Genomic DNA, 26,999 nt, shown 5'->3' on the forward strand with positions numbered 1-26,999 from the left:
TCCAGAAAGCCCAGTGACGCGCCTTGCGGATCGACACAGAACAGGGCGATGACGCCCTTCCGGTGGTCCGCTTCGAAGGCGTGTCGATGCGCTATGGGCGGGGTCCGGAAACGCTCAGAGATATAAGCTTTTCCCTGGACCAGGGCTCGTTCCACTTCCTGACTGGCGCGTCGGGGGCGGGCAAGAGTTCGCTGCTCAAGTTGATCTATCTGGCGCACCGTGCGTCACGGGGTCGCGTGGAGCTGTTCGGGCGTGACGTCAGCCTGACCCACGCCTCGGACCTGCCCTTCCTGCGCCGCCGGATCGGAGTGGTCTTCCAGGAGTTCCGTCTGCTTGAGCACCTGTCGGTGTTCGACAACGCCGCCCTGCCCTTGCGAATCCTCGGCCGCAAGCCGGCCACCTATCGCGAGGACGTCGCAGAGCTTCTGAATTGGGTGGGCCTGGGCGAGCGGATGCACGCCCTGCCCGCCACGCTGTCGGGCGGCGAGAAGCAGCGCCTGGCCATCGCCCGCGCCGTCGTCGACCGTCCCGACGTTCTGCTGGCCGACGAGCCGACTGGCAATGTCGATCCGGCCATGTCGCTGCGTCTGCTGCGCCTGTTCGTCGAGCTGAACCGCCTGGGCACGACCGTGCTGATCGCCACCCATGACGAGGACCTGGTCGCGCGGGCCGCGCGTCCGACCCTGCATCTGGAGCACGGGCGCCTCGTGGATCTGGGAGGCCGGCCATGAGCGAGTTCTTCCAGGTGTCGCGCTGGCGGCCCGGTCCGCTGCTGCCGCCGCGCGACGCCCGCGACGGCGCCTTGGTGTTCGTGGTGGCGGTGCTGTGCTTCCTGGCATGCCTCACCGCCTTCGCCGCCCTGGCGGCCAATCGCGCCGCGCACGGCTGGACGGCGCAGCTCAGCGGCTCAGCGACGGTGGTGGTCCGCGCCCGCGTCAACGAGACGCCCGACAGCGCCGCCGCCCGCGCCGCCGAGACCCTGGCCGGCGTGCGCGGCGTGGTCGAGGCCCAGGCCCTGCCGCGCGAGAAGGCCGAGGCGCTGCTCGCGCCTTGGATCGGAGCCGAGGCCCTCGTCGATGATCTGCCGACTCCGCGGCTCGTCACGCTCGAGCTCGACCCCAAGGCCCCGCCGACCGCAACCATTCTGGATCGCGCGCTGCGCGCGGCGGGCATCGACGCCACCGTGGACGATCACAGCCGCTGGATCGCCGATATCGAGCGCGCGGCGGATATCGCCCGGTTCGCGGCGCTGGGCGTCTTCGCCCTCATCGCGGCGGCCACGGCGGCGGTGATCGCCTTCGCGACGCGGGCGGGCTTGGCGGCGCGGCGCGACGTCATCGAGGTGCTGCACTTCTCGGGCGCCGAGGCCCGCTTCATCGCCAGCCTGTTCCAGAACCGGTTTGCGACCATGGGCGCGCTGGCGGGGTTGCTGGGCGGCGCAGGGGCGGCCATCATCGGGGCGCTCGCGCGCTACTTCGGCGGCGGGGCGGGCGTTGTTCCGGTGCTCCCGTTGGCCTGGATCGACCTGCTGGCCGCCCTGCCCGCGCCGGTGCTGGCGGCGCTGATCGCCGGCGTCTCGGCCCGTCTGGCGGCGTCGCGCATCGTGGGGGAGATGCCGTGAAGACCTTGGCCGCCTTGCTGATCGCCCTGATGATCTGGGGCCTTGGACTCCTGGCGTTCACGGGGCGGGTCGACCAGTCGACCCCGGCGCCCGAGCCGCCCATATCAGACGGCGTCGTCGCCCTGACCGGCGCCTCGACCCTCCGCCTGGAGGCCGCGACGCGGCTTCTGGAAGAAGGCAAAGGCCAGCGGCTGCTGATCTCCGGCGTCAATCGCGAAGCCACCCGTTCGGAGATCCAGGCCGTCACCAAGGCGGTGAAGCCGATCTACGACTGCTGCGTCGACCTGGGTTTTTCCGCCGCCAACACGGTCGGCAACGCCCGCGAGACAGCCGAATGGGCGCGCTCCAAAGGCTACAAGAGCCTGATCGTCGTCACCGCCGACTACCACATGCCCCGGTCGATGCTTGAGTTGCACGCCGCCATGCCGCATGTGGCCTTGCACCCCTATCCGGTGAAGACCGATCTGAACGCCCGTCGCTGGTGGAAGACCGGCGTCAGCGCGCGACGCATGATCGTGGAGTACTGCAAGTACCTGGCGATTCTGGGTCGCGAAGCGTTCCTGGGGCTGGGACCGAAGGACAAGGCCGCCCCGGCGGCGAAGGAAGAGTCTTGATCTATCTGCGTTCGCTTCTGTTCCAATTGGCCTTCTGGCTTTGGTCGATCGCCTGGGCCGTCGGCATGCTGCTGGTCCTGCCGCTGCCGCGCGGCGTCAACACCTGGTGCCTGACCACCTGGGCCAAGGGCCTCATCGTGGGCCTGCGCGTCCTTGCGGGCGTTAAGGTCGAGGTGCGCGGCCAAGAGCATCGCCCGACCGGACCGGCTCTCGTCGCGGCCAAACACCAGTCGATGTTCGACGTGTTCAGCCAGTTCGCCCTGCTGCCCGACGCCTGCTTCGTGATGAAGAAGGAGCTCCTGATGGTGCCCCTGTTCGGCTGGCATGGCCTTAAGGCCCAGATGATCGTCGTGGATCGTGACGGCCACTCCACAGCGCTCAAGAAGCTGGTCCGCGACGCCGTCGACCGGATGAAGGAAAGCCGCCAGATCGTGATCTTCCCCGAAGGCACGCGCGGCAAGGTCGGCGAGCCTGGCGACTACAAGCCCGGCATCGCTGCGCTCTATCGCGAAATGAACATGCCAGTGACGCCGCTGGCGCTGAACTGCGGTTCGCACTGGAACAAAGGCTTCCTGATCCAGCCTGGCACGATCGTGTTCGAGTATCTGCCCGCGATCCCCGCTGGCCTGAAGCGCGGCGAGTTCATGCGCGAGCTGCAGACCCGCATCGACACGGCGACCAAGGCGCTGGAAGACGCGGGGCTTTAGGCCGCCTCCCGCGCCTCGACCATCTTCAGCAGCCTTTCCATCGCATGGTCGCGCACGCCGTCCTCGTGCAGGTGCATGACGAGATCGCGCAGGTAGTCGATGTTGGGACCCGACAGGCCCACCGCGCCGGCGATCAGCGCGGCCTGCTCTTCAAGACTCAGGGCCCCGGCCCATTGGCTGTGCTTCATGTCCGACAGGAAGACCAGCGCGGGCGTGCGCACCCCACCATCGACCTTCACCTCGCGCCAGGTCTCGAAATAGGTCTCGGTCGGCTGCTCGCGCTCGCGGAGATAGGCGTAGACGCCCTCCCACTCGGCGGCGGCGACGCGATAGGCCATGCCGCGCACTGAACCGCCCGGCGCCAGGCCCAGCACCAGGCCGGGCCGTTCGTAGGTGCCGCGATGGTGGACCGAATAGATGCAGAACGCCCGCCGCCGACCGTGGAGCACGGCGGTTCTTCGGTCTATGAACGGGAACCCGGGCCGCCACATCAGCGATCCGTATCCGAACACCCAGCGATCCTCGCCGCCCTCTGAACTCATCACCGATCCCGACTGGACGCGCCCTAGAATGACCCATAACGACGCCGCCCCGTCCCGCAAAGCCCCCGCAAGAGCCCGGCGCAGCCGCCTGTTTGCGCCTTTCATCCTCGCGGCTGTTTTGGCGGGCGCCTGGAGCTATGGCTGGATCTGGTTGCGTGGCCAGGCCGAGCAGCGGATGGACGCCCAGGCGGCGGACCTCAAGTCGCGCGGCTACGACCTGTTGTGGAGCGCCCGGACCTTTTCCGGCTTCCCGTTCCGCATGAACATCCAGATGTCCGACGTCCGGATCGCCGAACCCACGGGCTGGGCGCTGCGGCTGCCGCAACTGAAGGGCGAGGCGGCGGTGTACAACCTCACCCACTGGGTGCTGGTGGCCCCGAACGGCGTGGTGCTGACGCGCCCTGAGGCGGGCGACGTCACCATCGCCGGCGAGGCGCTGCGGGCCAGCATCTCGCACGTGACCGAGTACCCGCCGCGCATCTCGATCGAGGGCGCGAAGCTCACCTTCGTCCCGGCCGCGGGGGCCAAGCCCTTCACCCTGGTCTCGGCGGACCGGATGCAGCTGCACGTCCGCGGCGGCGGTCCCGACGACCAGGGCGCGGTGTTCTTCAAGGCCGACGGCGCCAAGACCGCCTTCCCCGGGCTGCTGGGCCGCATCGCCCAGGACAAGACCGCCTCGATGCTGCTGGAGACGCATCTGACCCACGTTTCGCAACTGCGCGGCCGTAACTGGGAAGCCGCCGTCAAGCAATGGAGCGCGGCCGGCGGCCAGATCACCGTGCAGAAAAGTCAGATCCTCGCCGGAGACGCCGAAGGCCGGGCCAAGTCCGGCGTTCTTGGCGTGGACTCCGATGGCCGGGTCACAGGCCTGCTAAGCGTCGCGATCAAGGAGCGCGCCGATCTTTCGCAGCCGATCCAAACCCCTGAACAGGCCTTGGCCGCCGCCGCCCAGGCCGTGGGCCAGGAACCGGTCATCGAGGCGGATCTGCGTTTCGACAACGGCCGCAGCTATCTCGGCGCCATCGACACAGGGCCCGCGCCCACCGTCTATTGATCGGGCAGATCGGACCAATCACGCAATTTTCTTCCCGTGAGGGCTAGCTATTGCGTGTTTCGCGGCAAAGACTATGGTCCGTCCTCCAATTTTGGGGAAGAACATGGGCAGCGACGCGACGGAGGCCACGCCGTCTCTCGAAGAGGTCCGATGGCGGCTCGACGCCATCGACGGTGAACTGCTGAAACTGCTCGACGAGCGCGCCGGCCTGGCCGGCGCCGTCGCAGCGGCTAAGCGCGCCTCGGGCGACACGGGCTTTGGCCTGCGCCCCGGCCGCGAGGCCCAGATTGTCCGCAAACTGCTCGCCTCGCCCCGCAAGGGCGCCAGCGCCGCCCTGGTGATCCGCATCTGGCGTGAGATCATGGCCGACAACCTGGCGCGCCAGGGCCCCTATCATCTAGGCGTGTTCGGCGGACGCGAACCGGCCCGGGCGGTCGAGCTGACCCGCCTGCGGTTCGGGACCGCGCCGCGCCTGTCGCTGCTGCCGACGGCGCAGGACGCCCTGGCGGTGGCCCGCACGCCGTGGGGCGTCGGGGTCCTACCGCTCTCGTCCGACACGCCCTGGTGGGGCCGCCTGCTGGCCGAGCCCAAGCTGAAGGTCTTCGCCGCGCTGCCGTGTCTGGCCGCCTGGGGATCGCAGGCCGCCCTGGCCGTGGCCGAGGTCGAGGTGGAGCCGACCGGCGGCGACCAGACCTTCTGGGTCACCGACTCGCCCAAGAGCGCCGCCGCCATCATCGAGGCGCTGAGCCAGACCGATGTGGCCGCCGAGCTGATCGCCGACGCCGGCGGGCTGAAGCTCTTCTCGCTCTCCGGCTTCTTCCAGGCCGACGATTCGCGCCTGGCGCGCGCGCCGGGCCAACTTACGGGGGTCATCGGGGCTGCACCGGAGCAGTTCGACGTGTAAGAGACGGCCGTCTCACGCAAGACATCCGTCAACCGAGTAGTCCGATGACCGCCTCCTCCGCCGACCGCTTCGCCGCGCCGCGTCCCGTGCCCAAGTCCGGGATCATGGACATCCACGCCTATGTCGGCGGCAAGTCCAAGGTCGAGGGCATCGCCCATCCGGTGAAGCTGTCCAGCAACGAGAACATCCTGGGCAGCAGCGACAAGGCCAAGGACGCCTATCGCAACGCCGTCGACCGGCTGCACATCTATCCGGACGGCAAGGCCAACATCCTGCGCGCCGCCGTGGCCGAGCGCTACAAGCTGGAGCCCGAGCGCCTGACCTTCGGCGACGGCAGCGACGAGATCTTCGCCCTGCTGTGCCAGGTCTATCTCGAACCGGGCGACAACATCGTCCAGGGCGAGCACGGCTTCGCCGCCTACGCCATCGGGGCTCGCGCCTGCCAGGGCGAGGTGCGCATGGCCAAGGAGGTCAACCACCGCGTCGACGTCGACGAGGTGATCAAGTGCGTCGACGAGCGCACGCGCCTGGTTTTCATCGCCAACCCCGCCAACCCGACCGGCACCTGGCTGACGGGCGAGGAGATCCGCGCCCTGCACGCGGGCCTGCCGCCTTCGGTGGTGCTGGTGCTGGACGGCGCCTACGCCGAATTCTGCACCGACCCGCGCTTTGAGGACGGATTGGAGCTGGCCCGCACGGCCGAGAACGTCATTGTCACGCGGACCTTCTCGAAGATCCACGGCCTGGCCGCGCTGCGCGTCGGCTGGGGTTACGCGCCCGAGCACATCATCGCGCCGATCGAGCGCATCCGACCGCCGTTCAACACCTCGATCCCCGCGCAGGAGGCGGCGGTCGCGGCCCTGTTTGACGACGACTTCCAGGACCGCTCGCGCGCCCTGGTCGAGCAGTGGCGCCCGTGGCTGGCCCAGCAGCTGGGCGGCCTTGGCCTGGAGGTGACCCCGTCAGCGGCCAATTTCGTCCTGGCCACCTTCCCGACCACGCCGGGCAAGACGGCACCGGAGGCCGAGGCTTTCCTGGCCTCGAAGGGCTACCTCGTCCGCGCCGTCGGCAACTACAACCTGCCCAACGCGATCCGCATCACGATCGGCCTGGAAGAGCAGAACCGCGCCGTGGTCGAGCTTCTGTCCCAGTTCATGGGGCGATGATCCCGCCCCTCTCCGATCTCCCCGGCGAATGCCGGGGCCCAGGTCGAGCCCGCGGTTGGGTCTCGATCGAACACTGAGAAAAGGCGCATCATCCCCAGCCGCTCAGGCTGTATCTGGGTCCCGGCATTCGCCGGGAGGATCGGGTTGGGGGTCGTTCAAAGGTCTTGCCCATGCCTAACCCCGGCGTCCTGTACCCCAAGCTCACCGTCATCGGCTGCGGCCTGATCGGCGGTTCGGTGATCCGCGCAGCGCGCCAGCACGGCGTGGTCGGCGAGATCACCGTCGCCGACGCCAGCGAGGCCCACCGCGCCCGGGTGACCGAACTGGCCATCGCCGAGCACGTCACCGGCGATATCGCCGAGGCCGTGAAGGACGCCGACCTCGTGGTCATCGCCACCCCGGTGCTGTCGGTGCCCGAACTGGCCAGCGTGGTGATCCCCGCGATGAAGCCGGGCGCCACCCTCACCGACGTCGGCTCGACCAAGGGCAATGTGGCAGAAGCCTTCCGGGCTCAGGACCTGTCGAAGATCTACGCCATCCCCGGCCACCCGATCGCCGGCACCGAGCAGTCGGGCCCGGACGCCGGTTTCGCCGAGCTGTTCGAGAACCGCTGGACGATCCTCACGCCCTTCGAGAGCGAAGACGACCACTACGCGGCCGCCGTCGCCAAACTGTCGGCTTTCTGGCGGGCCTTCGGCGCCCAGGTCGAGCTGATGGACGAAAAGCACCACGACCTGGTGCTGGCCGTCGTCTCCCACCTGCCCCACCTGATCGCCTATACGATCGTCGGCAGCGCGGCGGACCTGGAGAACGTCACCGAGAACGAAGTCATCAAGTACTCGGCCTCGGGCTTCCGCGACTTCACCCGCATCGCCGCCAGCGACCCGACCATGTGGCGCGACATCTTCGTGGCCAACAAGGACGCGGTGCTGGAGATGCTGGGCCGCTTCACCGAGGACCTGCAGGCCATGAGCCGCGCGATCCGCTGGGGCGACGCCGACACCCTGCACGCCCACTTCACCCGGACGCGGGCTATCCGTCGCGGCATCGTGGCGGCGGGCCAGGAGAGCGCGGAGCCGAACTTCGGCCGCGATCGCGGGAAGCACTGAGGCGATTACGCCCTCCGTTCCGGAGAGGGCCTCATTTGCGAAACACCGCCGCAACAATAGAAGCTCAATCACACCGTCCAGGGACATCACCCTGGAAGGAATCGCCTACATGCGCCGCACGCTTTTCGTCGCGCTCGCCTCGCTCACCACCCTGGCCGCCGGCGCGGCCATCGCCCAGCAGGATGGACCGCCGCGCGGCATGCCTGCGCCGGAAGACGTCTTCAAGCGCTGGGACTCCAACAGCGACGGCGCTGTCGACAAGGCCGAATGGACGGGCGCGGGCCGCCCCGAAGACCGCTTCGCCATGATCGACGCCAACAAGGACGGCAAGATCATGCTCGACGAGCTGAAGACCGCCTTCGAGACCATGCGCCAGCGCCGGATGCAGCAGGGCGAAGGCCCGCCTCCTGGCCCGCCGCCGGAAGGCGCTCCGCCGCAGAACTAACCCTCTTCGGCGGAACGTCGAGCGCCGCCCGGTCAGCCCACCGGGCGGCGTTCTTCGTTTTCAGCCCAGAACCTGGGCGCGCAACATCGCCAGCGGCAGCGTCCCGGGCCAGAGCACCGCGTCGTGGAAGGCCTTGAGGTCGAAGTCCTTGCCCTGGCGACGGCGCGCCGCCGCGCGAAGCTCGACAAGTCCCAGCCACGACAGGCCCTGCCCCGCGACGCTTCCAGGCCCGATGGCGGCGCGTTCGACGTCCTGAGCAATGGGCGCAAAGACCGGCGGCGGCCCCTGCAGGTCGGCGAACCAGGCCTCGGCCCTGGCCCGGCTCCAGCCCTTGGCGTGCAAGCCTGTGTCGATCACCAGCCGCCCCGCCCGAAACAGCATCCATTGCAGGTAGCCCAGCTCAGCCAGCGGATCACCGGCGAAGGCGCCCTCCTCGTCAGCCAGTTGCTCGGCATAGATCGACCAGCCCTCACTGAAGCCGGGACAGGCCAGGCGCGTGCGCAGAGGGTGAGCGCCCGCGCCCTCCTCCATGGGGATCTGCAGCATGTGGCCCGGCACGCATTCGTGGTGGGCGACGCTGGCCAGGGTCCAGCGGGGCCGACTGCGAATAGCGGCCAGATCGACGAAATAGACGCCCGAGCGCTTCCCATCGAAGCTGGGCGCCTCGCGGTAGCCTTGTCGCGCGGCGGCCTCGTCGGCGGTCGACATGCGCGAAACCTGACTCGTCCAGGCGCCCTTGGGGACGGCGCCGAACGACCGAGACAAACGGGACTTGGCCTTGTCGAGCCAGGCGTTCATGTCCGCCACCAAGCGGTCACGACCAGCATCATCATCGCTGTAGAGAAACCGGGGATCGCGCGAGAACGCCGTCAGGCGCGCACCGACACTACCCTTGGTCAGACCTCGCGCCCGAAGCAGCCCATCGGCTCGGGCTGAGAATCGCCGGCAGGCGTCCAGGCCTCTGGCGTGCGCCTCGGCAGGCGTGATCGCCGCGCCGAGATTGGCCTTCAGGACCAGTGCGTAATAGGCCTCGGCGTCCTTGAAGCGCACCCCGCCGTCGCCCGCACGCGGCCTCAGCATCGCGAGCGCCTCGGCCTGCGCCGCCAGAGCCTTCGCCAAGCCCTCCGGCGCGCCGACGCTCGCCTTCGCCAGTCCCGCCACGACCTTGTCGATGACGAAGCCCGGAGGCAGCACGCCAAGGCCTGCGTCAGCCCGGAGCTTTTCGGTTTCGGCCGCGACGCGACGAGCTAAGGCGTCAACGGCCTCGCCGCCCGCCTTGACCGCTTCGGCGGTCCTCAGCCAGGCGCCTGTGCGGGTTGTGACCGCGTACGGCGAGCCTGAGCCGCCGACGAACGGAAACCGCCGCGCGATCTCGGCTTCGGTCTCGAGCGCCTGCAGGATCGCGTCGCGATCGAGCCGGGCATAGGGCGACAACCCCTCAGCGGGAAACGCCTTCAGCGCCGCCAGACGGTCGGCCGCCGAGCCGCCTTTCGCCAGCGTGTCCAGCAAGACCCTGAGCGCAGCGTCGTTGGAGGCCCGCGCCTGGCTGGCCATCAAGGTCGCGCCCACAGCGGCGCCGCCCGCGAGGGCTTGTCGACGGCTCAGCATGGGGCCCTCCCGGAGACTCTTGCCTTTCTGTCTAAGCCGCCTGACACCGGTGTCCAGCACTGTCGTCAGGCGGCGGTCGGATACCGGTAACAAACCGCGTGACAACGCTGTCTATGCGCCGCTAACCTGCGCCCAAGGCGCGCGCCGACGCGCCATGGAGGAAGCGTTGATGATCCGCCTGGCCGCCCTTTCGCTTGTCTCGACCCTGGCCCTGGCCAGCGCGGCGCTGGCCGACGACACACCGCGTCCGATCCGGCTCAATCAGACAGGCTTTGAAGCCCAGGGCCCGAAGCGCGCGATCCTGGCCGATCCGTCAAAGACGCCGCTGGACTGGGTCCTGCTCAACACTGACGGCGCCGCGATCGCCAGGGGCAAGACCGTCGTCTTCGGCGACGACAAGGCCTCGGGCGAGCACGTCCACCAGATCGACCTTTCCGGGTTCCGCAAGGCCGGCGACGGCTACCGCCTCAAGGTCGGGGCCGCCGAGTCGCGCGCCTTTGCGATCAAGGCCAAGCCTGACGGCCGCCTGACCCGGGCGGCGATGTCGTTCTTCTACCAGCAACGCGCCAGCGTCCCGATCGAGGCCCAGTACGTCGAGCGCCCGGACCTGGCGCGTCCCGCCGGCCACGCCCCCGACAAGGCCACCTGCTTCGACCAGGCCGACGAGCGCGGACAGGTCTGGCCCGGCTGCGACTACACGCTCGACGCCAGCCGTGGCTGGTATGACGCCGGCGACCACGGCAAGTACGTCGTCAATGGCGGCATCTCGGCCTGGACGCTTCTCAACGCCTGGGAGCGCGCCGCCGTCCTGAAGCGCCCCGCCGCGCTCGCGGCGTTCGGCGACCGCGCCCTGGCCCTGCCCGAGGCCGGCAACGGCGTCCCGGATGTTCTGGACGAAGTCCGCTTCCAGCTCGACTTCCTGCTGGCCATGCAGATTCCCGAGGGCAAGACCCTGCAGGTTCCCGTGGGCAATCAGCGGCCCGCCGACGGCAAGCTGGTGCTGAGCGCGATCAACGCTTCGGGCATGGCGCACCAGAAGCTGGCGGACCGCTACTGGACCGCTCTGCCGACAGCGCCCGCTGACGACAAGCAGGTGCGCTATCTCTACTATCCGACGACCGGCGCGACGCTGAACCTCGCCGCCGTCGCGGCCCAGGCCGCGCGCCTGTGGAAGGACATCGACCCCGCCTTCGCGGCCAAGTGCCTGGACGCCGCGCGCCGCGCCTTCGCGGCGGCCCAGCGCCATCCGAACATTTACGCCATCGGCCCCTTCACCGGCTCCGGCGGCTATGGCGACGGCGATCTGACCGACGAGTTCTACTGGGCGGCGGCCGAGCTCTACGCCACCACCGGCGAGGCGGCCTATGAGACGGCCCTGCGCGCCTCGCCGCTGTTCCTCGCCTCGCCCAGCGAAGGAACGCGTCCGACCGGAGACATCGGCTGGAACAGCGTCGGCGCTCTAGGGACCATCACCCTGGCCCTCGCGCCCAACGGCCTGAAACCCGCCGAAATCGCCAAGGCCCGCGCCAACCTCGTGGCCACCGCCGGCAAGCACCTGTCTGACGATGTCAGCCAGGGCTACGCCCTGCCCTACGCTGCGCCTGGCTACCCCTGGGGCTCCAATTCCTCGGTGCTGAACCGCGCGCTGGTGCTGGGTCTGGCCCACGACTTCACCGGCGAGGCCGCCTATCGCTACGGCGCGGTCGACGCGATGGACTATGTGCTGGGCCGCAACCCGCTGGACCAGTCATACGTCACGGGCTTTGGCGCGCGACCGATGCGGCATCCGCACCACCGCTTCTGGGCCAAGCAGGCCGACCCCGCCTATCCCGCCCCGCCTGCGGGCGTGGTCTCGGGCGGGCCGAACTCGACCAACATGAGCGACCCCGTAGCCAGCGAAATGAAGGGCAAGTGCCGGCCACAGACCTGCTGGATCGACGACTACCGGTCCTTCACCCAGAATGAAGTCGCCATCAACTGGAACGCCCCGCTGGTCTGGGTCTCGGCCTTCCTCGACGACACCGCGCGCTGATCGCGCTTGGAGCGAGGGATAGCCGCTTGAGTACCAAGACGTCCCGGGCTAAACGGGGCGTCCCCTGAGCGGGCGTAGTTCAGAGGTAGAACGTCAGCTTCCCAAGCTGCACATTTCTCAAGCTAATCAATGCGATAGCTGTAAAACGCGCTCAAATTTCATCGATTAAAATCAAGTGGTTACGAAACCGGTGTAAACCGCGATCGCACGCCTGGATCCGCGCCAAATAGCCGCTCACGAGTTGTCTGGAGGTCGCGCTGAGGGGAGGCGAACCCTTCTCTCGGGAACCATCAGGCGCTGCTAGGTCCCACCAGCCGAGAACAGCCGGAATAGGTCGAGTCGTAACAGCTGCTCGTAACAGGCGGAAGGAGGCGACCGGCGGTTCAGTCAGCTAGTGCTCCGCCGCTGGTCAGAGGTTCAAGTTGTTCCCGTCAAACCACAGGGCCATGATGTCGTCGTAACGGTCTGACCCCGGAGAGGAAGCATGACCATCAAGGTCAAGAAGCGCGAGCGCCCCGACGTCGCCGCGTTCGGTAGGAAGATCACCGAGAAGTACCCGACCGTCCTGACCCACCTCGCCGAGATGGAGCGGCAGGAGAAGCTTGAGCGGACGGACGAGACGGGCTGTGAAGAGACCCTGGAAGGACCGAAGTCCTAGATATTATCGCCCTATATGACCCGGGTGCCGCCTGTACCCGAGGTTTCTAGGGCTCCGGCCTTATAGTTTGCTCCGCGCGCTGGCGGAGCCGCGACGACCGAACCCTAAAATACTAGCAAACTAGCTTCATAGCTTAATAGTGTTCGCAGCGCTGAAGGAAATTTCTTCACTTGTGACAATTGACAATAGAGGCGCGCTATTGTTATTCTGTTGTCAGAATGAACTTGGAGACGATAACCTTCCGGCCCGCATACAAGTTCGGGGCCGAGAAAATCGCTGAATTTGCCCGGGACCTCGGGTTGACCCACGCGCTGACGCTACAGCCGGGGCTCATGAACTTTGCGGGGCGAGACCCCGAGCGCTTCCTACTCCCCATGACCGGCAAGTTGCTGGAGCTCTACGCCCGACATGGGCGCGGACAAGGTCGCAGGGCTTGCGCCAAAGACCCCAGCAAGGCCAAAGCCCCCGCCTCGATGCTCATCCCTGAGAACTTCGGGAAGAGCCGCTCCGGGTGCCCCCATCTCCATGGCATGATCGCTCTGAGCGAGGGTGAGGAACCCTTGTTCCGGGGTTTTCTACGCGACTACTTCGGCGTTGACGAAACCTCCGGCAAGACCTCGCCGTCGCCCCGAGACCTTCCCGCTGTACGCCACCTGTTCGGGAACACGGAGGACCGCACCCCGATCGCTGCGGAACCGGTTCCCGTCGATGTTGGCGACGCGAAGTGGATACTCCGCTCCAAGAATTGCCGCCCCACCTTCGATCTCAAGCCCCTAGGCAGCATCGAGGGGTGGTGCGGATACATCAACAAGCACTACGCCCGACACTCTGACACACCTTTCCTCTTCACCCCTGACCTCCTCGAACACGCTCCCGCTTTCAAACAGCAGTGCGAGCAAAGCCTCATCCGCCGTCGTCTTCACTGACGAACACGGCCCGAGGTATGCGCGTGTAGAGCACTACGGGCGCATGGGTACGGCAACCAGCACTACAGCCGCCATCGCTGACATCGACCTCTCGGCAAGCCTCTTTGCGCCTTAAAACGGCGTGAAGGGCCTGCGGAGCTATGGGGTAATGGCTCCCCGGAGGTGACCGAGCGTTTAGGTCGGAGAGCGGGAAATGCCGAAGCTATGGAATGCTTCAAGCAACATAGCGAAGCCATCCATCAAGGCTTCATTCTTCCTACTTCCATTCCATGAAAGAGGGTCGGTCTACGAAGTCGGCGCGAAGCGACGCGAAGGAGACCACCCAGGCGTCGAAGACGCCTTCCAACAAGCCAGGAAGCCAGGAGGTCATGAACCTCGAAAGCGATGATCCCGATCTCCCAGGAAGCCAGGAAGCTAGGATGACCGCTTACCAGGACAGCGTTGATCTCGAACCCGTCGACGACCGTCCACGCTCTTGACCTCCGGAAGCTGACGGAGCGGATGTCAGTGAAGGGTGGAAGTCGGACAGGCGGCAGGCCCCCACCTGACCGCTTCGCGGTCGTCCGCCCCCAGAGGAGGCGGAAGGTGCGCCCCCTTCTTCCCCCTCTGGGGGAGGAGCGCCGAAGGCGCGGAGGGGGCAAGAATGGGTCGGAAGGAGGAATTGACCGTCCTCCCGGAAGCGGACCTCCCAGGTCACCGCCCCCATGGCCGGCGACCTCACCGGCTCCGGAGCTGACGCCCACCTCCGAAGAGGGCTGCGGGCGCTCCTCGCGTTGTCAGTGCGCCCTGGTGAGGGACGCTTGAGACCAGGGGCAGCAGGATCGTCGTGACGGCCTTGCGAGGTCGCCTTCCTAATCAATCTACCAGGCGATGCTCGGACCGGGATTGTCGGCGGTTGACCGGAGGTGTTGACGAAACCTGGTCGTAACTTGACATTTTCCGGCCCGGCGAAATCAGCAGACCCTTACCCTCGTCGCCGAGCACCCGTTTAGCTCTGATTTTATTGACTTTTTCGAGCACGCCTCGATCGACCTATTCGCGACCGTCTTGACGAAACTTTGCGGGCGCCAAGACGAGTTCGCCTAGCCGAGGCGGTGGTCATGCCAACGCCCTTACCGTCTCCCTCGATCACCGCCTACGTCGTCGTCGATATAGGCGGACCGCTTCCGGTGTCGCCGTCGAATTAAGGCGGACGACGTCCGGAGGCGGAGCAGAGGGCAATGACCGCTCACGGCCCGTTGCGGACTTTGGTCGACGCCAGCAAATTGGGCCAATGACTGCCTTCGACCAAAGCGTGCTCGATCAGCTCCACCTGTCAGAGATTGACCAAGTGTCGTTCTTCAAACGGGATGAGGTCACAACCGACCTGATCTGCTGCGAGGTCACCGTTGGTGATAAGGTCTGGTTCTTCCATGAGGAAGGCGAGGGCTGGGATGTATTGCTCGTTCACCTCAGCAAGTTACCGGGCTGGCGGTCAGACTGGTTCAGCGCCGTCAGCCAGCCTCCATTCGCTGAGTGCCAGACCATCGCTTTCAGGCGATAGCCAAGGCCCGCCAACCGCCCTGAACGGACTTGCTCAATCGCGCATAGGCGACTGCACGTGGTTCCAGCCCACAAGGGTGCCGCCACACTCCTGTGCTACGATTGCGTAAGCGAGCGCATAGTCGGGGAGCCATTGTAGTGGCGTTGCGCTCCGCAATTTGAAACCGCCCCTCCGCTTCAGGATGTGGCCATCCAAGCGTCGCAACAGCTTTCGCTTAGCATTTCCGGTGGCATGAAAATCGAACTCAACGACGGCAGCGTCAGAACCCGGCGCGATTGCCTGCCAACTGGTGAGGAGCGCCTTGTTAGATAGGCTCTGGCGTTTGCTGATGGCGTCGATATCGAACTTGGCGCGCACATGCTCGGGATCGAGCCATAAACTATGGACTACTCGATCAAAGAATGTCGCGGTTGCCCAGTCCATCTGTGTCCCATGCCCAAGCTATCCAGGGTCATCTCAACCACGCTAACGGTCTGCCTTCCACCCATATCTGCCCCTCCCGGAGTCCGCGCCAGAAGCTCCAGGAGCGCGCAAAAGCTCCCGCAGCTACCCAACCAGCAGACGACCTCGCTTCGCCCGCCAGTGACTCCCTTTTCGCGCTTCTCGTCGATCGCTGATGACGGCGATCGCCGGCACCCGTTTGACCGCGTCAATCCCGCGCATCACCCGCCATCGCCGTTGACTCCGATCGGCCTACGCACAAGAACGAAGCGGGAACATAATCATGCGCCGCGACCTCAAGCCCCCTACAGGTTGGACGATCATCGCCGGCACATTGACCCTTGATCGAACGATCTCCGGCTACCTCGCGCGTGACCACGACGTGCGGGGACGCTGCTACCAGCGCGACTGCCGCCGGAACTGCCACATCGACCACGCCCGGATCGTCGAGCAGGGCTTAGGCGCGCTCAAGATCGATCAGGTGAAGACCGCGATGAGGTGCGCCCGCCTAGAGGGCTGCGGGATCGAGTGGCTGGAGAACCCGAACCGCGCGACCTTGCCACTCATGGTCCTGCGGGGGCGCGTAGCGGTGAAGGTCCAGATCGTCTGCCGTGGGTGCGCGACGGTGAGCCTGGTATCCCCGGAGACCATGATCGCCCGCCTGAAGGCCGAAGGGTTGGGCGACGAAAGCACCACGATTGCCACGATCCCCGGGCTGCTGAAGAAGGGGTGCGCCTGCGGGAAGACCGCATGGGAGGTCAACGTCGCTTGGCCGGACCCAAACACTTATGGCGGTCGGTTGGCGATCGACCGTGCGCGGGCAAATGAGGCTCGGAAACCTGAGGCGCTGGACGGCTATTGGTAAGGAGCGAGGCAGGGCCACCCCAGGAGGCTGCAGGAGGCCGCAGGAGGCCGCAGGAGGCGCCAGGAGGGCCTGAAGCGCGTGCCGGTGCACATCGCCTAGTCGAGCCCATCAAAAGCCCCTCAGCGACGATTTTTCGGAGACATGGCGAAGGGGCAATGTCGGGCGGACAATCGAACGCTAAGCCCGGCGGAAAGCTTAAGACGATAGCGAGCTCACCAAAGCCGGAGGGGTCTCAAACGACCTCGGTGGAGATCCTCAACACCGGGGACGAAATCCTTGACAGCAGACCCCCGGTTCCTTGTTCTATAATATCTATAATTAGTAGATATATGTAGTTAAGAACTAGATATAGTAGGTTCTATATTCATTCGCTCCGCTCATTCATATAGAACAGAAACGGGGGGTCGCTGTCAAGGATTTTCTGCTTAAAGCGGCTCATCCCTGTCGCCGGAAACTCTTGTTTGTTGTATTTTTGCATCACCCTAAGCGATCGGGCCACACCCTCCGGAGCCTGAGGTTCGCGCCCAAAGATCGATCTCAAATCCCCTGCATATCGCCACGGTCGAGCGAGGGAGGGCCTCTTGGAGGCGCTCGTTGATAGGCAAAGGAGAGCGCGCGACGTCTGGATGCGCGCGCCCTGGGATGAGACCAAGGCGCTTCAGCGACCACTCCGGGAGGACGCCCTCATGATCGTTAGTCGGGGCGTCGGGCAGATGCAGGACCCGCCCTAGGAGAGCGCGGCGCTGCTGCTCTGACGCCCGACCGAACGCCAAGCTTGCCTGCAGACCTATCGCCGCAGCATCGATCGCAGCTCTTCAACGGATACGTCCCGTACCGGCTAAACGATCACCATCGGGCCAGCGGTTTGTGGTTCCGCCCGGTGAGCTAGGCTAGGCAAGGTCAGCCCTGTCTCTTACCCGCTGATATGCAGCCCGCATGATCGAGGACTGCGTGGAGGCTAACCCGGCCAGCGCATAGGCATGCGCCAGGGTATCGAAGCGCTCGCGATATCTCGACGCCTTGAAGGGGCTTCCGATATCGTTCAGCATCTCGGCGGTCACATACCCATGCTGAATGTAAAGCTGGCGTAGGTGATTGATCATCTCTGCATCGGTGGCGCGCGGCACCGTAGGCCTTGGAACAGCAGGACCAAGAGCAGCTGTGACCTTCGCGCCAGTACGTCGTCGCTCCCGATTGCCCGACGGCAGTCCGCTGGCCTCGTACGCCTTCGTCAGCGATCCAAATCGCCAGCGGTAATAGCGGGCCGGATGCTGGCCCTCAGCGTTGATCAACCTAGCGCTTATCGCGCCGTGCTTATCCCAGATGGCTCTAAGATTGTCCGCCAATTCGGAGGCGGCGTGATCGACAGGCCGCTGTTTGGCGTAGGGTTTGTAGTCTTCGAACCCGACAAGTCGGAAGGCCGCACGAAGGGTCTTAAAACGACGGATGTAGCTGTGCGCTGACGCTGAGCTTGGGTCCTGATCGATGATCTTGGTGGACAGCGTGCCATGCTCCGCGAAGAGCCGGGCAAGGTCGGTCAGAAGCTTCTCGGTTGTGACGCGACCTTTGCGGGTTGCCTCCATGTGGGCCTGTGCTCGCCTGAACAACGTTTCGGGGATCAATGGGTCCATGACCTTGGTCACGACCCAACGGTCCTCGGGCAATCGGACAATGTTTCCCAAGTTCGAGGCCGTCCGACCAAAGACGTACTCGCCGATGTATAGGCGGCTGCTCAAGACCGTCTGTATCGCCAGCGGCTTGAACGGCTTACCGGCTCGGCGCTTACCGCCCGCATTGAGGCGACGAGCAATGGCCTGAAACGATAGCTTCTCATCGACGTAGAGTTCAAAGATGCGTTTCACTAGGGCGATCTCTGATGGCGGTCCGGGCACAAGAACGGTGCGGTCGGTGTTTACGCGCTTGTGTTGCCCCAGCTTGAGGAGTCCGCGCGGTCGCCCCTCCTCATCGATTAGCATTCGCCTCAGGCCGAGGGGAGCAAAGCCTCCTTGCTTGAAGCCGAGCGATGCTTGCAGGCGCTGCGCACGAGAAACCTTAGCTGATAGCTCCCGGCTGTATTCAGCCGCCATGACGCGCTTCATGTGCTTCATGATTGAGGACATGGGCGAGCCGTCGTTTTCAAACGGCTCGGCGCAGTAGCGGACGGGTATCCCGGCTTGTCGACAAATGAATTCGTAATGGGCTGACTGGTCCACGTCTTGGAAGCGCCCCCAGCGGCTTACATCCAGCACGAGAATCTCGCGGAACTGCGGCCTTCCCTGGAGCACCTCGCTCAGCAAGCGCTTTAGCCCTTTGCGGCCCGCCAAGCTTAGGCCGCTCTTGCCAGGATCGATGAATGTCTCGATGACTGTGTAGCCACGAAGGGCGGCATACGCTGCAATGGCGACCCGCTGGTTCTCAAGTGAGTAACGCTGGTGCTCGGTGGACATCCGAAGGTACTGAGCTGCCGGGACTATCTTCTCGCGCGTTAGCTCGTTTGGCATGGCGTGGCTCCTTGCCCCGGGCTTTACGCTGCTCCTTTTCTTGGCTTTTGGATATCCCGCCGTTCAGGCACGGAAGGCCACAAGGGCCGCTTTGCATAGGTTCCGAAAGTCCGCGACGTGTGCTTCCTGGCGACCTGCTCGATGACGGGTTTGACGAATGAGCGCTGTCTCCGTCCCGTACGTTGGCTTAGCGCGCGACTAGAGCCAAGAGTAGAGCTGTGGACTGGACTTCACGAGATGCAGCCGAGCCTCGCGCTTTTCCTTCAGCCCGGGGGCGGAGGCTTCCCAGGCCGAGACTGCGGAGATCAGCCCGCCTCGACGCTCCAAGATGTCGTCGGCGTGCTTGACTACCACAAGGTTAGGCGTTGCGATGGGGCGGATAGCCAGCAGATGCTCAAGTGCTTCTGCCTCTGAGCCCGCGCCTAGCCGATCGGCCATGATCGCCAGCGCTATCCCCGCAGACCTTCCCACTCCGTGAAAACAGTGAACCAGCAGCGAGCCCGCTGCATGCTCTTGAGCGAAGGTTAGAGCCTCCGCGACCTGCTCTCTCGTTGCTACGCGAACGCCGAGGGTGTCATCGTCAACATCCTCGAACGCGAGGATCAGATGCGCGGGAGCGGGTTGGCGATTGAAGCGGAGCTGGTTGGCCGACCGACAACCGGGATCTTCGAGAGTGATGACTGCATCAAAGCGTCGCTTATGCCTCCTGGCTTGAGACAGGCCCGCAACAACAATGCCCATTGGGGGCGGAGACAGCGGCAACATAGGATGCTCGGCCATGGATTCTGGATAGCCCTGGCTCCGGCTACTTTCCACCCCATCTCAGCCAACGGCAACGTCCGCTCCAGGGGCGCAAGGAGCGATCAAAAACACCTCGGCTCTCCCAACCAAGCGAACGGCGTCGCTCGGCATGCATTGACTGCCCTTTCGACTTTGGCGTCGATAGTCAGTGATGGCGCGAGCTACTGACCCGACGCGCCTCCCGTGAGTTGCTCTGACACCTCTGCGTAAAGTCGAACCGGGTCTTGACCCGTCGCCAGCGCCCAAGCGTGGAACTCGACGACATCGATCCTGCGTTGTCCGCTTTCGATCAGAGAAACGACCTGCTGGGAAACTTCCAAGCGCTCGGCCATGTCGGTCTGCGTCAGGCCCGCGTCCTTCCGGACGCGAGACAGGATCTCACGCAGGAAAGCGTAACGCGGGGCTGAGAGCGGTTCGGGCATTCGGCGCTGGTTTGAGGAGCCAGCGCTTTCGCTACGCGATCGGGTCGTCTACACGATTTTCTTGTGGAATCGGTTGCGGGGCTCAGGTCTCTCGGACCGGCGTTTTTTGTTGCTTGAAGTGAGGGGTCCTCGTGGGGGAGCAGGCTAAGTCGAAAGATCAGGAAGCGCTCAACGGATGCGTTACTGCTGTCGTAATCGTTGTTGTCGGCATCGTTTGGCTGGTCGCCAAATGCACCGGCCCTGACAAGCCGCCTGAACCTGTTGAGGTCGTCGACTACTGCCCGGAGCGACGGATGGGCGTCACTAAGGCAGAGGGTGAGATCTACAAGATCAAGGCAGACATCGAGATCGCCAAGAATGCGATCACGACGCGCGATCCAAGGGCGATGGCGACCTACCGGGCAATGGTCGCCGCAGATATCGGCATCCCTCCCAGCCAGGCGAACGGCTGGCGTGACGTGTTCAAGGGTCGCCTCAACGCGGCGGAAGCGTCTCTACCGAAGGCCGAGCGCGACCTGGAAGAAGCTCAGCGGCTTAAGGACATTGCCTGCTCGTGATGGCGACCAAGGCGAGACAATCTGAGCTCAACTCCGAACAGGCCGACGACACGCCCATCATCCAATCCGCCACGTCCCTGTTCAGCGCGATGCTTAGAGGCGCTCACCGCAACAGGGCGCTATTGGCCGACGCGATCGCCTCAGCGACCAAACGTCCGAGGGCGGTCGTCGAAGAGTGGTACGAAGGCACCTCGCTCCCGGAACCTCACGAGGTTCCGGCAATTGCCTGCGCGTTGAACGTCTCGCCGGCCCACGTGGCCGTCGTCTGGATGATGACCAGGGTCCCCGAGCTTGTCTTGGGGCTCTGCACGCTCGCATCAGGCGAGGAGTTCAACAAGTTGCAGCGAATGATCCTAGATGACCTCCGATGAGGTCCGGCGATCTACCGCCTCCGCCTAGGTGACGGGGGTTCCTGGCGCCAAGGCTGTACCCAGAAGATCGCCATACCGAACAGCGCCGGCCCCAACATCCACAGCAGGGCGGGTGTCAGCCGAAGCTTTAAGGCCGAAAGCGTTATCAAGACGACGACGCCTATGAAGCCGGCGACAAGGACGACGCCGACGATCCCCAAGATCCACTTCTCCGACTTGGTGAGTGGCGTCTCTCCGCCGTCAGGCCACTTGTTCGCCATAAGACAATCACCAGGACTTGCGCGACCATATAAAGACTCTCTAGGTTGCATTTTATGCAACATATTGGGGAGGAAATTCAATGCATCGCGCTCTGGTCGTTCTATCAATCATCGCCGGTGTCGGTGCGCCCATCGGGATCGCGCCTGCCCACTCTCATCCCGGCGGTCTCAACGCCGAGGGCTGTCACAACAACCGGAAGACTGGCGACTATCACTGCCACAGGGCTCCGGCGGCTAGGCCAGCCTCAAGCGGAACTCGCCCAACGAGCTCAGCCTACTTTGCCAACTGCGCAGAGGCGCGCGCCGCCGGTGCAGCGCCGATAAGAGTTGGAGAACCTGGCTATCGAGCCGGCCTTGATCGCGATGGTGACGGGGTCGCTTGCGAGAGGTAGTCGATCCGGCCATCCGGCACGATGGAGGTCGGGCAACTCGCGGCGCGACCTCCAAGCGACCTGAGCTCCACGCGACAACGAAAGCCGTCAGCCACGTTTCCCAAACAAGATTTCTGAGACCCGCCCTCCATCGATCCCAAACCGGCGACCGATCTCCCGCTGAGGCATGTCTGGGTGTCGCCGCGCGAACAAAGTCACACGCATAGCCAAAGAGTCATCGACTGGCCTTGCACGGGAGGGCGCCCGACGTCCGTGATACTGCCGCCTAGTCTCCTCCGCGAGCTGCGCAAGCTCTGGAACGCCTAGCTCGTCAGCGAGCTCATGGAGGCGGGCGCGGATTTCGGGGATGGTTCGGCTCATAGAGGGGTCCGTACAATTGATCGAGCCCTGCAGATGGGGCCTAGCCGTCAAGCTTCAAGTATCGGCGTTCTACGATTAACGATTTCGCCGCTTCCACGGTTCGAGCACGAAGCGAGGTCGAAAACGACCGGTTTCGATACACCTCGCTGCGCTGTATCGCAAAATAGCTTGACCCTATTTTTGGGACACCTTTTAATCCGATACACGTTTTCGATCGGAGGGGCAGAGTGAGCCGGGTATTTGCGTACTGTCGCGTGTCGACCAGCGACCAGACCAGTGACAACCAGGTGCGGGAGATCGAGGCCGCCGGCTTCAAGGTCGAGCACAAGCGGATCGTCAAAGAGACGATCTCAGGGTCGCACGCCGCCATGGAGCGTCCCGAGTTCGCAAAGCTGGTGGACCGCCTAGAGAGCGGGGACGTCCTGATCGTCACGAAGCTCGATCGCCTTGGTCGCAACGCGATGGACGTCCGCGCGACCGTGGAACGGCTGGCGAGCGACGGGGTGCGCGTTCACTGCCTCGCGCTTGGAGGCGTCGACCTCACTAGCCCCGCAGGAAAGATGACGATGGGCGTGATTGCCGCCGTCGCGGAGTTCGAGCGGGATCTCCTCGTCGAGCGGACCCAGTCAGGCCTCGCTCGCGCGAAGGCTCAGGGGAAGCAACTCGGGCGCCCGAAGGTCCTGACAGAAGATCAGATCGCTGACGTGCGCGCGAAGCTGCCGGGGTCATCGTTGGGCGCGCTGGCGACGGAGTTCGGCGTGTCCCGTTCCGCAATCCAGCGCATCAAGAAACGTGTCGACGGGGCCTAGTCACCCTCCTCTATCGACCAGCCTGCGACCTGCGTCAGATCTACTGACGCTTCGGGCTTACGCTCTGAGTTCAATATGCCGGCTTCGGGATCGGTGAAGCGGCACGGCGTTCACACGCATAGATGACACGGTCGGTCTCGCCTGTTGGGCGAAGGTACTCTTCGACAAGTGCGCCCGTATAACGATTGATGTAGGTCGTCAGTGTCTGTTTGCCATCGGGGTCCCGCATGACCCAGGTCTGCGTGCTAAGGGTATAGCGAGCGTCACTTTGCTCCTGGATCGGGAGAACTTGGGCAGCCTCACACAAGCCGCCGCGCGCTAGACCACGCCTACAGTAAATGCCCCTCTTGGCGTCGATCGTTATGATATACCGTATGGGGGTTCCGTATGAGTTGGCCTCACAATGAAGGTCAAAAGGTGTCGCGGGCGGGTCCGCTGCGGCCACCGCCGCACAACCAAAAACGGCGAGCGCGGCTGTCGCTATCAATGATTGAAAACGCATAGTTTACCCTCAAAAAAGCGCCAACCGGGGTCCTCGCTGGGCGCGCTGGCGACGGAGTTCGGCGTGTCGCGTTCAGCCATCCAGCGTATCAAGAAGCGTCTCGAAGAGGCCTAGACGCCTCCCTCCGGGGAAAAGCGATCAATAGGAGCCGCGAATGGGCTCAAACTTTCGTACCGGCCAACTGGTCTATCGTAGCGGCATTCACGTTACTCGCGAATTTCTGCTCTACGAGCGACCGCACCTATCACTTGGACGCCAGTCGCCGAAAAGTCGGTGAGCGCGGCGCTCAGTTTGCGTGAACCGTCCTTCTGGCGAACCTCAGGTATAGCCTTCTGCACATCATTGAGCTTCCTCTGGAAGGAAAGCATCAACTTTTGATCATCTCTATCTCTAAGAATTGCAGAAACCTCTATGGATTTCCAATGCAATTTGGTTGCGATCTCGTCACACTTCTCAAGATCTAATTTACTAATCTCCCCCTTCGAAGAATTGACTTTCTGAACAGCAACGTAAAAGTCAGCAATAAGATTGTTTATATCTTTAAGGTTTTGAGACACATATTCAGATTGAATTTTCTGCCGCTCAACCTTTTCATTGATTGCAGGCGCAATACTATATGAGCCCCATGCAGCAATGATCACTACCGCGATATTCCATATCAGCGGCACCTTGTCTTGCCACAGATGCTTCCAACACCAACCGAGGGGCCGGAAGAAAAAAGCCGCCGCAAATTGGCCCAATCCCATAGGATTTATTCCACCCCATCAATCTGTGCGACAGTCTGAATGCCAATCTTTTCTCTTGATTCTTGACCAATCTGATCAACCTTTGCTGCAGTTGGCTGATCTATGCCACTAACCATAATATTAATCTGTTCCTGCATCTCAACGCTTATGGCTTGATCCGCAGTTTTCGAGTTGGTGATATGGACCGGTGTAGAACTCGCATTACAACCGCTAAGCATACCTGCGCCGGCGAGCGCGATAACTACGCTGACAAAGATCGCAAGCTTGCTGTCTCTCGCTTTGAAGTCCAGGCGTCCGGGCGAGTTAAACGACAGACCGAAATGTTCAATGTCTCTTGGGTCGTAGTAGCGCTCGATAATCTCATCCATCGTAAGGCCAGAGAGGTCCTGCCCTCCCCCGGTTGCACGATAGGCAGCAACTGCAAACTCGATGAGGCGCGTCGGTTGACTAATCGCTGATGGATCGTTGCCCCTGTAGGTAGGCGCGGTGATCGTAGACCAGCTCTGCCCCTCCTTGACGAAGGAGCCGTACGCGTATTCGAAGAATCGCTCGGTCAACGCATTCCGAGCGACCTCTGCAATCGCTGGCGGCTTCCCTATGTACTTCAACAGATCAAGCGGAAGCTCCTGCTTAAACCTGTTCGTAGAAAGCCAGTTGACCCGTCGAAAGAGAATATCGCCCCACAAATAGGGGTGGATGCGAGCGCGATCTTCCAGATTAAGCGGCGCAGCGATCTCACCGAAAAGCACACGGGAATACGCACCAAACCCCGGCACAACAACCAAGTCCCCGACCGCCATGTTAGAGGTGAGGTGTCGGACAGTCCGCAAGAAAATTGCGGTAGCGGTATCTGGGCTCGACGGAAAATCTGCCAAGTTGATGGTCGTGCCATCATCCCTGACGGGCCCCCTGTATGCGACCATGGAGACGGAGCGCCGGATATGTTGGCGCATAAGCCCGTCATCATCGAGATCCCGTTGAGCTAGATCCAGCCCAGGAAATTCCAGATAGACGCGGCGCTCCCGCTCGAAGTCATCGAAGAACTTCCGGTTCTTGCCCGGCTGGACGATCCAGATGCGTTTTGAAGCGGGAATTATCGTCGTATTGATGTCTACGGTGCTCAAGCTTCCCCCCCGAGCGACCCTGCACTCATATTCGCCATTGGAGTGCGAGTTAGCACCACGGTCAACTCTGGACTGCGCCTAGCGTACGCGCGCATCCTGCAGAAGGGGGAGGTATCATTGGCTACCGTGGATTGTCTTTGCGGCTTGAAAGGCACCGTAAAGAGCGATGGCAGGTGCGCCCGCCTTCGCTAGACCTCAGATAAATCAGTACTAGAAGCGATTACCGCGTCAGACACGATGCTCACGCACCCTGCATTTGCGACGACCAAACTTTATGCTATGCGACCGCTCGCTGGGATCAAAAACCAGCAATCGTCAATCGGGCGCACGACCGCCCACTTGTGAGACCGGCCCGCCAGATAACGGCCCGCCGGACCGAATGATGAAGACGCAAGGCACTGCCTTGTCGCCCGCTTCCGGAAGTCACCGCGAAGCCAACCTCAACGCCAAGACCGCCGCCTCGTACCAACCTCAGGTGCGAGCCGCCCTCCGCTAACGGAGGCGCGAATGACACGCGTCGACAGCCAGCCGGTCATCACCCCTCGCCTTCTGAACAAGAAGCAAGCGGCGGCATACCTCGGGTACAAGACTACGATAATTCTGGAGAATCTAGATATCCGGCCAATATCAATCGCCACAGTTGGCGGGAGATATCGAGAACTGTACGATAGGATCGCTATCGATCGCTATTTAGATAGTCAATCCGGGATCTCGAATATTGGCGAAATCGTCAGCATTGAAGAAGACGATCCGGATGAGGCCTTCCGGCGTTGGGATGAGGGGAGGAAGGCACATGCCGCCTAGACTTCCGGGAGCCCATCGTGTGGTCCGCCCTCTCGCGAACGGACGGGTGACGATCTACTGGTACAAGACCAGGGGTGGCGAGAAGTTGATGAAGTTCGAGGGCGCATCCCTCGACGAAGCGCTGCGGGCCGAGCATGAAGGTGCGCAAGCGCTGGCCGCCGCCTACGCCGAACGCCCAAAAAGTCACGAGCCGGACAGTCAGACCGTTAGGAGCTTGATCGTCAGGTACCGCGCTGCGCCCGATGGCTTTCAAGCGCTCGCACCGTCAACACAAGCAAACTGGCGCAAGCCTCTCGACCTCATCGAGGAAGAGTTTGGCTCTATGCCGCTACGGGCGTTGGAAAGCCGCCAGGCCGCCAGGCGCTTTATTGAATGGCGTGACACGTTCGCAAGCACACCACGTCGAGCCGACTACCAAATGCAGGTCCTAAAACGCGTTCTTTCCTGGAGCGTTGAAAAGTACCTCATCAAGGAGAGTCCCATCGCGGGTGCCAAGAACCTGTACAAGGGCTCCCGTGCGCACCTGATCGTCAGCCCGACTGAACTGTCGTCGATCTTGCAGCACGTCACCCCAGAGGCTGCAATCGCGATCCAACTTGCCTCGCTCACGGCGATCCGCCGGGACGACCTTGTGTCGCTCAAGTGGGAACATCTCGATGGCAACGCGCTGACCTTTTCAACTGGGAAAAGCGGCGGCAAGAAGCGCGTACGCGTGCCCCTCTATGGTCAGGCTGCCAAGATAATTGGAGACCTGAGAGAGGCTCGCGAACGTTCCATATCAGAGGGCAAGGTTCCCCCCGCGCACATTCTACTGACGTCGAAGGGAACCCGCTGGAAGCCAGACTCCTTGACCCAGGCGTTCATTCGCGCGGCAAAGAAAGCAAACGTTGACCGTCACCTGCACGACCTTCGTGGAACGGCGATCACGCAGTTTGCCGCAGCTGGGCTGTCGAACGAGGAGATAGCCGACATCGTCGGTTGGGAAGTCTCGAGCGTGAGCGATATCCGGAAGCACTATGTGGACCCGGCGACGGCCACACAAAAGGTTATCGAGCGCCTTGAGGCGGCGGCTAAGACCGGCTAGATGGAACGCGTCTGGAACAAAGCTGTAAAAC

Annotated in this window: 28 protein-coding genes; 20 read left to right on the top strand and 8 right to left on the bottom strand. The window is 63.6% G+C overall.

Annotation, left to right across the window (positions count from 1 at the left end):
* Positions 1-23: 23 nt before the first annotated feature.
* The 4 genes from ftsE to J2X45_RS05430 are packed head-to-tail and all read left to right on the top strand — an operon-like array spanning position 24 to position 2,942.
* Positions 24-731 (top strand): cell division ATP-binding protein FtsE, encoded by a 708-nt coding sequence (gene ftsE / locus J2X45_RS05415; RefSeq protein ID WP_181242816.1) that lies wholly within the window; start codon positions 24-26, stop codon positions 729-731.
* Positions 728-1,621 (top strand): ABC transporter permease, encoded by an 894-nt coding sequence (locus J2X45_RS05420; RefSeq protein ID WP_310212247.1) that lies wholly within the window; start codon positions 728-730, stop codon positions 1,619-1,621. Before ftsE ends, J2X45_RS05420 begins: the two co-directional genes overlap by 4 nt.
* Positions 1,618-2,235 (top strand): YdcF family protein, encoded by a 618-nt coding sequence (locus tag J2X45_RS05425; RefSeq protein WP_310212249.1) that lies wholly within the window; start codon positions 1,618-1,620, stop codon positions 2,233-2,235. The genes J2X45_RS05420 and J2X45_RS05425 overlap by 4 nt, the downstream gene beginning before the upstream one ends.
* Positions 2,232-2,942 carry a lysophospholipid acyltransferase family protein gene (locus J2X45_RS05430; RefSeq protein ID WP_310212251.1) on the top strand — a complete coding sequence of 237 codons (711 nt, stop codon included), beginning with the start codon at positions 2,232-2,234 and terminating at the stop codon, positions 2,940-2,942. Before J2X45_RS05425 ends, J2X45_RS05430 begins: the two co-directional genes overlap by 4 nt.
* Here J2X45_RS05430 and J2X45_RS05435 read toward each other — a convergent pair.
* Positions 2,939-3,484, bottom strand: coding sequence for a gamma-glutamylcyclotransferase (locus J2X45_RS05435; protein WP_310212253.1), 546 nt, complete (start codon positions 3,482-3,484; stop codon positions 2,939-2,941). The two genes, J2X45_RS05430 and J2X45_RS05435, sit on opposite strands and share 4 nt — an antisense overlap.
* A 28-nt stretch (positions 3,485-3,512) precedes the next feature.
* Here J2X45_RS05435 and J2X45_RS05440 point away from each other — a divergent pair, with 28 nt between their 5' ends.
* The 5 genes from J2X45_RS05440 (at position 3,513) to J2X45_RS05460 (ending at position 8,162) form a co-directional block, all read left to right on the top strand.
* Positions 3,513-4,538, top strand: coding sequence for a DUF2125 domain-containing protein (locus J2X45_RS05440; protein WP_310212255.1), 1,026 nt, complete (start codon positions 3,513-3,515; stop codon positions 4,536-4,538).
* A 103-nt stretch (positions 4,539-4,641) separates the two neighbouring features.
* On the top strand, positions 4,642-5,442 hold the full coding sequence (locus tag J2X45_RS05445; RefSeq protein WP_310212258.1) for a chorismate mutase: 801 nt from the start codon (positions 4,642-4,644) through the stop codon (positions 5,440-5,442).
* A gap of 44 nt (positions 5,443-5,486) precedes the next feature.
* Positions 5,487-6,608 carry a histidinol-phosphate transaminase gene (gene hisC, locus J2X45_RS05450; RefSeq protein ID WP_310212261.1) on the top strand — a complete coding sequence of 374 codons (1,122 nt, stop codon included), beginning with the start codon at positions 5,487-5,489 and terminating at the stop codon, positions 6,606-6,608.
* A gap of 170 nt (positions 6,609-6,778) precedes the next feature.
* Entirely contained in the window at positions 6,779-7,717 is a 939-nt protein-coding gene (locus J2X45_RS05455; RefSeq protein ID WP_310212264.1) for a prephenate/arogenate dehydrogenase family protein, read from the top strand.
* Positions 7,718-7,826: 109 nt separating this feature from the next.
* Positions 7,827-8,162 carry an EF-hand domain-containing protein gene (locus J2X45_RS05460; protein WP_310212266.1) on the top strand — a complete coding sequence of 112 codons (336 nt, stop codon included), beginning with the start codon at positions 7,827-7,829 and terminating at the stop codon, positions 8,160-8,162.
* 60 nt (positions 8,163-8,222) lie between these two features.
* Here the strand turns inward: J2X45_RS05460 and J2X45_RS05465 are convergent, their stop codons facing one another.
* A complete protein-coding gene (locus J2X45_RS05465) occupies positions 8,223-9,770 on the bottom strand; it encodes a DUF885 domain-containing protein (RefSeq protein ID WP_310212269.1) in 1,548 nt (515 codons plus the stop codon).
* A 154-nt stretch (positions 9,771-9,924) separates the two neighbouring features.
* Between J2X45_RS05465 and J2X45_RS05470 the strand changes: the two genes are divergently transcribed.
* The 4 genes from J2X45_RS05470 to J2X45_RS05485 all read left to right on the top strand — a co-directional run bounded on the left by J2X45_RS05470 (position 9,925) and on the right by J2X45_RS05485 (position 14,929).
* Entirely contained in the window at positions 9,925-11,802 is a 1,878-nt protein-coding gene (locus J2X45_RS05470) for a glycoside hydrolase family 9 protein (RefSeq protein WP_310212272.1), read from the top strand.
* Positions 11,803-12,286: 484 nt separating this feature from the next.
* Entirely contained in the window at positions 12,287-12,460 is a 174-nt protein-coding gene (locus J2X45_RS05475; RefSeq protein ID WP_310212274.1) for a hypothetical protein, read from the top strand.
* Between the two features lie 218 nt (positions 12,461-12,678).
* Positions 12,679-13,386 (top strand): hypothetical protein, encoded by a 708-nt coding sequence (locus J2X45_RS05480; protein WP_310212276.1) that lies wholly within the window; start codon positions 12,679-12,681, stop codon positions 13,384-13,386.
* A 1,273-nt stretch (positions 13,387-14,659) separates the two neighbouring features.
* Positions 14,660-14,929: a hypothetical protein gene (locus J2X45_RS05485; RefSeq protein WP_310212278.1), complete on the top strand. Its 270-nt coding sequence runs from the start codon at positions 14,660-14,662 to the stop codon at positions 14,927-14,929.
* A 33-nt stretch (positions 14,930-14,962) separates the two neighbouring features.
* Here the strand turns inward: J2X45_RS05485 and J2X45_RS05490 are convergent, their stop codons facing one another.
* Positions 14,963-15,352, bottom strand: coding sequence for a hypothetical protein (locus tag J2X45_RS05490; RefSeq protein WP_310212281.1), 390 nt, complete (start codon positions 15,350-15,352; stop codon positions 14,963-14,965).
* A 301-nt stretch (positions 15,353-15,653) separates the two neighbouring features.
* Between J2X45_RS05490 and J2X45_RS05495 the strand changes: the two genes are divergently transcribed.
* Entirely contained in the window at positions 15,654-16,235 is a 582-nt protein-coding gene (locus J2X45_RS05495; RefSeq protein ID WP_310212285.1) for a hypothetical protein, read from the top strand.
* A gap of 890 nt (positions 16,236-17,125) precedes the next feature.
* Here the strand turns inward: J2X45_RS05495 and J2X45_RS05500 are convergent.
* From J2X45_RS05500 to J2X45_RS05510, 3 genes are all read right to left on the bottom strand, one after another.
* Entirely contained in the window at positions 17,126-18,736 is a 1,611-nt protein-coding gene (locus J2X45_RS05500; protein WP_310212288.1) for a recombinase family protein, read from the bottom strand.
* A 198-nt stretch (positions 18,737-18,934) separates the two neighbouring features.
* Positions 18,935-19,516, bottom strand: a complete 582-nt coding sequence (locus J2X45_RS05505) for a hypothetical protein (RefSeq protein ID WP_310212291.1) — start codon at positions 19,514-19,516, stop codon at positions 18,935-18,937.
* 182 nt (positions 19,517-19,698) lie between these two features.
* Positions 19,699-19,959, bottom strand: coding sequence for a helix-turn-helix transcriptional regulator (locus J2X45_RS05510; protein WP_310212294.1), 261 nt, complete (start codon positions 19,957-19,959; stop codon positions 19,699-19,701).
* Positions 19,960-20,090: 131 nt separating this feature from the next.
* Here J2X45_RS05510 and J2X45_RS05515 point away from each other — a divergent pair, with 131 nt between their 5' ends.
* From J2X45_RS05515 to J2X45_RS05525, 4 genes are all read left to right on the top strand, one after another.
* Positions 20,091-20,516 (top strand): hypothetical protein, encoded by a 426-nt coding sequence (locus J2X45_RS05515; protein ID WP_310212297.1) that lies wholly within the window; start codon positions 20,091-20,093, stop codon positions 20,514-20,516.
* Positions 20,516-20,887: a hypothetical protein gene (locus J2X45_RS05520; RefSeq protein ID WP_310212300.1), complete on the top strand. Its 372-nt coding sequence runs from the start codon at positions 20,516-20,518 to the stop codon at positions 20,885-20,887. Before J2X45_RS05515 ends, J2X45_RS05520 begins: the two co-directional genes overlap by 1 nt.
* 340 nt (positions 20,888-21,227) lie before the next feature.
* Positions 21,228-21,539: an excalibur calcium-binding domain-containing protein gene (locus J2X45_RS20305; RefSeq protein WP_404980007.1), complete on the top strand. Its 312-nt coding sequence runs from the start codon at positions 21,228-21,230 to the stop codon at positions 21,537-21,539.
* 587 nt (positions 21,540-22,126) lie between these two features.
* Complete coding sequence (locus J2X45_RS05525; protein ID WP_310212303.1) at positions 22,127-22,708, top strand: recombinase family protein; 582 nt, start codon at positions 22,127-22,129, stop codon at positions 22,706-22,708.
* Positions 22,709-23,416: 708 nt separating this feature from the next.
* On the opposite strand, the gene J2X45_RS05530 is transcribed toward J2X45_RS05525, so the two are convergent.
* Both J2X45_RS05530 and J2X45_RS05535 read right to left on the bottom strand, forming a co-directional pair.
* Positions 23,417-23,956 (bottom strand): hypothetical protein, encoded by a 540-nt coding sequence (locus J2X45_RS05530; RefSeq protein ID WP_310212306.1) that lies wholly within the window; start codon positions 23,954-23,956, stop codon positions 23,417-23,419.
* A gap of 5 nt (positions 23,957-23,961) precedes the next feature.
* Positions 23,962-25,080: a hypothetical protein gene (locus J2X45_RS05535; protein WP_310212309.1), complete on the bottom strand. Its 1,119-nt coding sequence runs from the start codon at positions 25,078-25,080 to the stop codon at positions 23,962-23,964.
* A gap of 507 nt (positions 25,081-25,587) precedes the next feature.
* Between J2X45_RS05535 and J2X45_RS05540 the strand changes: the two genes are divergently transcribed.
* Positions 25,588-25,884 carry a hypothetical protein gene (locus tag J2X45_RS05540; RefSeq protein WP_310212311.1) on the top strand — a complete coding sequence of 99 codons (297 nt, stop codon included), beginning with the start codon at positions 25,588-25,590 and terminating at the stop codon, positions 25,882-25,884.
* A gap of 46 nt (positions 25,885-25,930) precedes the next feature.
* Positions 25,931-26,968, top strand: coding sequence for a site-specific integrase (locus J2X45_RS05545; protein ID WP_310212314.1), 1,038 nt, complete (start codon positions 25,931-25,933; stop codon positions 26,966-26,968).
* The last annotated feature ends 31 nt before the right edge of the window (positions 26,969-26,999 follow it).

Origin of the sequence: Caulobacter sp. BE264, assembly GCF_031457805.1 — a bacterium.
Lineage (GTDB): Bacteria > Pseudomonadota > Alphaproteobacteria > Caulobacterales > Caulobacteraceae > Caulobacter.

Bases quoted from the DNA above. Each gene is read 5' to 3' on its own strand.
- J2X45_RS05420 (WP_310212247.1), top strand. From the start codon at position 728: ATGAGCGAGTTCTTCCAGGTGTCGCGCTGGCGGCCCGGTCCGCTGCTG.
- J2X45_RS05435 (WP_310212253.1), bottom strand. From the start codon at position 3,484: ATGAGTTCAGAGGGCGGCGAGGATCGCTGGGTGTTCGGATACGGATCG.
- J2X45_RS05440 (WP_310212255.1), top strand. From the start codon at position 3,513: ATGACCCATAACGACGCCGCCCCGTCCCGCAAAGCCCCCGCAAGAGCC.
- J2X45_RS05445 (WP_310212258.1), top strand. From the start codon at position 4,642: ATGGGCAGCGACGCGACGGAGGCCACGCCGTCTCTCGAAGAGGTCCGA.
- hisC (WP_310212261.1), top strand. From the start codon at position 5,487: ATGACCGCCTCCTCCGCCGACCGCTTCGCCGCGCCGCGTCCCGTGCCC.
- J2X45_RS05455 (WP_310212264.1), top strand. From the start codon at position 6,779: ATGCCTAACCCCGGCGTCCTGTACCCCAAGCTCACCGTCATCGGCTGC.
- J2X45_RS05460 (WP_310212266.1), top strand. From the start codon at position 7,827: ATGCGCCGCACGCTTTTCGTCGCGCTCGCCTCGCTCACCACCCTGGCC.
- J2X45_RS05465 (WP_310212269.1), bottom strand. From the start codon at position 9,770: ATGCTGAGCCGTCGACAAGCCCTCGCGGGCGGCGCCGCTGTGGGCGCG.
- J2X45_RS05470 (WP_310212272.1), top strand. From the start codon at position 9,925: ATGGAGGAAGCGTTGATGATCCGCCTGGCCGCCCTTTCGCTTGTCTCG.
- J2X45_RS05475 (WP_310212274.1), top strand. From the start codon at position 12,287: ATGACCATCAAGGTCAAGAAGCGCGAGCGCCCCGACGTCGCCGCGTTC.
- J2X45_RS05480 (WP_310212276.1), top strand. From the start codon at position 12,679: ATGAACTTGGAGACGATAACCTTCCGGCCCGCATACAAGTTCGGGGCC.
- J2X45_RS05485 (WP_310212278.1), top strand. From the start codon at position 14,660: ATGACTGCCTTCGACCAAAGCGTGCTCGATCAGCTCCACCTGTCAGAG.
- J2X45_RS05490 (WP_310212281.1), bottom strand. From the start codon at position 15,352: ATGGACTGGGCAACCGCGACATTCTTTGATCGAGTAGTCCATAGTTTA.
- J2X45_RS05495 (WP_310212285.1), top strand. From the start codon at position 15,654: ATGCGCCGCGACCTCAAGCCCCCTACAGGTTGGACGATCATCGCCGGC.
- J2X45_RS05500 (WP_310212288.1), bottom strand. From the start codon at position 18,736: ATGCCAAACGAGCTAACGCGCGAGAAGATAGTCCCGGCAGCTCAGTAC.
- J2X45_RS05505 (WP_310212291.1), bottom strand. From the start codon at position 19,516: ATGGCCGAGCATCCTATGTTGCCGCTGTCTCCGCCCCCAATGGGCATT.
- J2X45_RS05510 (WP_310212294.1), bottom strand. From the start codon at position 19,959: ATGCCCGAACCGCTCTCAGCCCCGCGTTACGCTTTCCTGCGTGAGATC.
- J2X45_RS05520 (WP_310212300.1), top strand. From the start codon at position 20,516: ATGGCGACCAAGGCGAGACAATCTGAGCTCAACTCCGAACAGGCCGAC.
- J2X45_RS20305 (WP_404980007.1), top strand. From the start codon at position 21,228: ATGCATCGCGCTCTGGTCGTTCTATCAATCATCGCCGGTGTCGGTGCG.
- J2X45_RS05530 (WP_310212306.1), bottom strand. From the start codon at position 23,956: ATGGGATTGGGCCAATTTGCGGCGGCTTTTTTCTTCCGGCCCCTCGGT.
- J2X45_RS05540 (WP_310212311.1), top strand. From the start codon at position 25,588: ATGACACGCGTCGACAGCCAGCCGGTCATCACCCCTCGCCTTCTGAAC.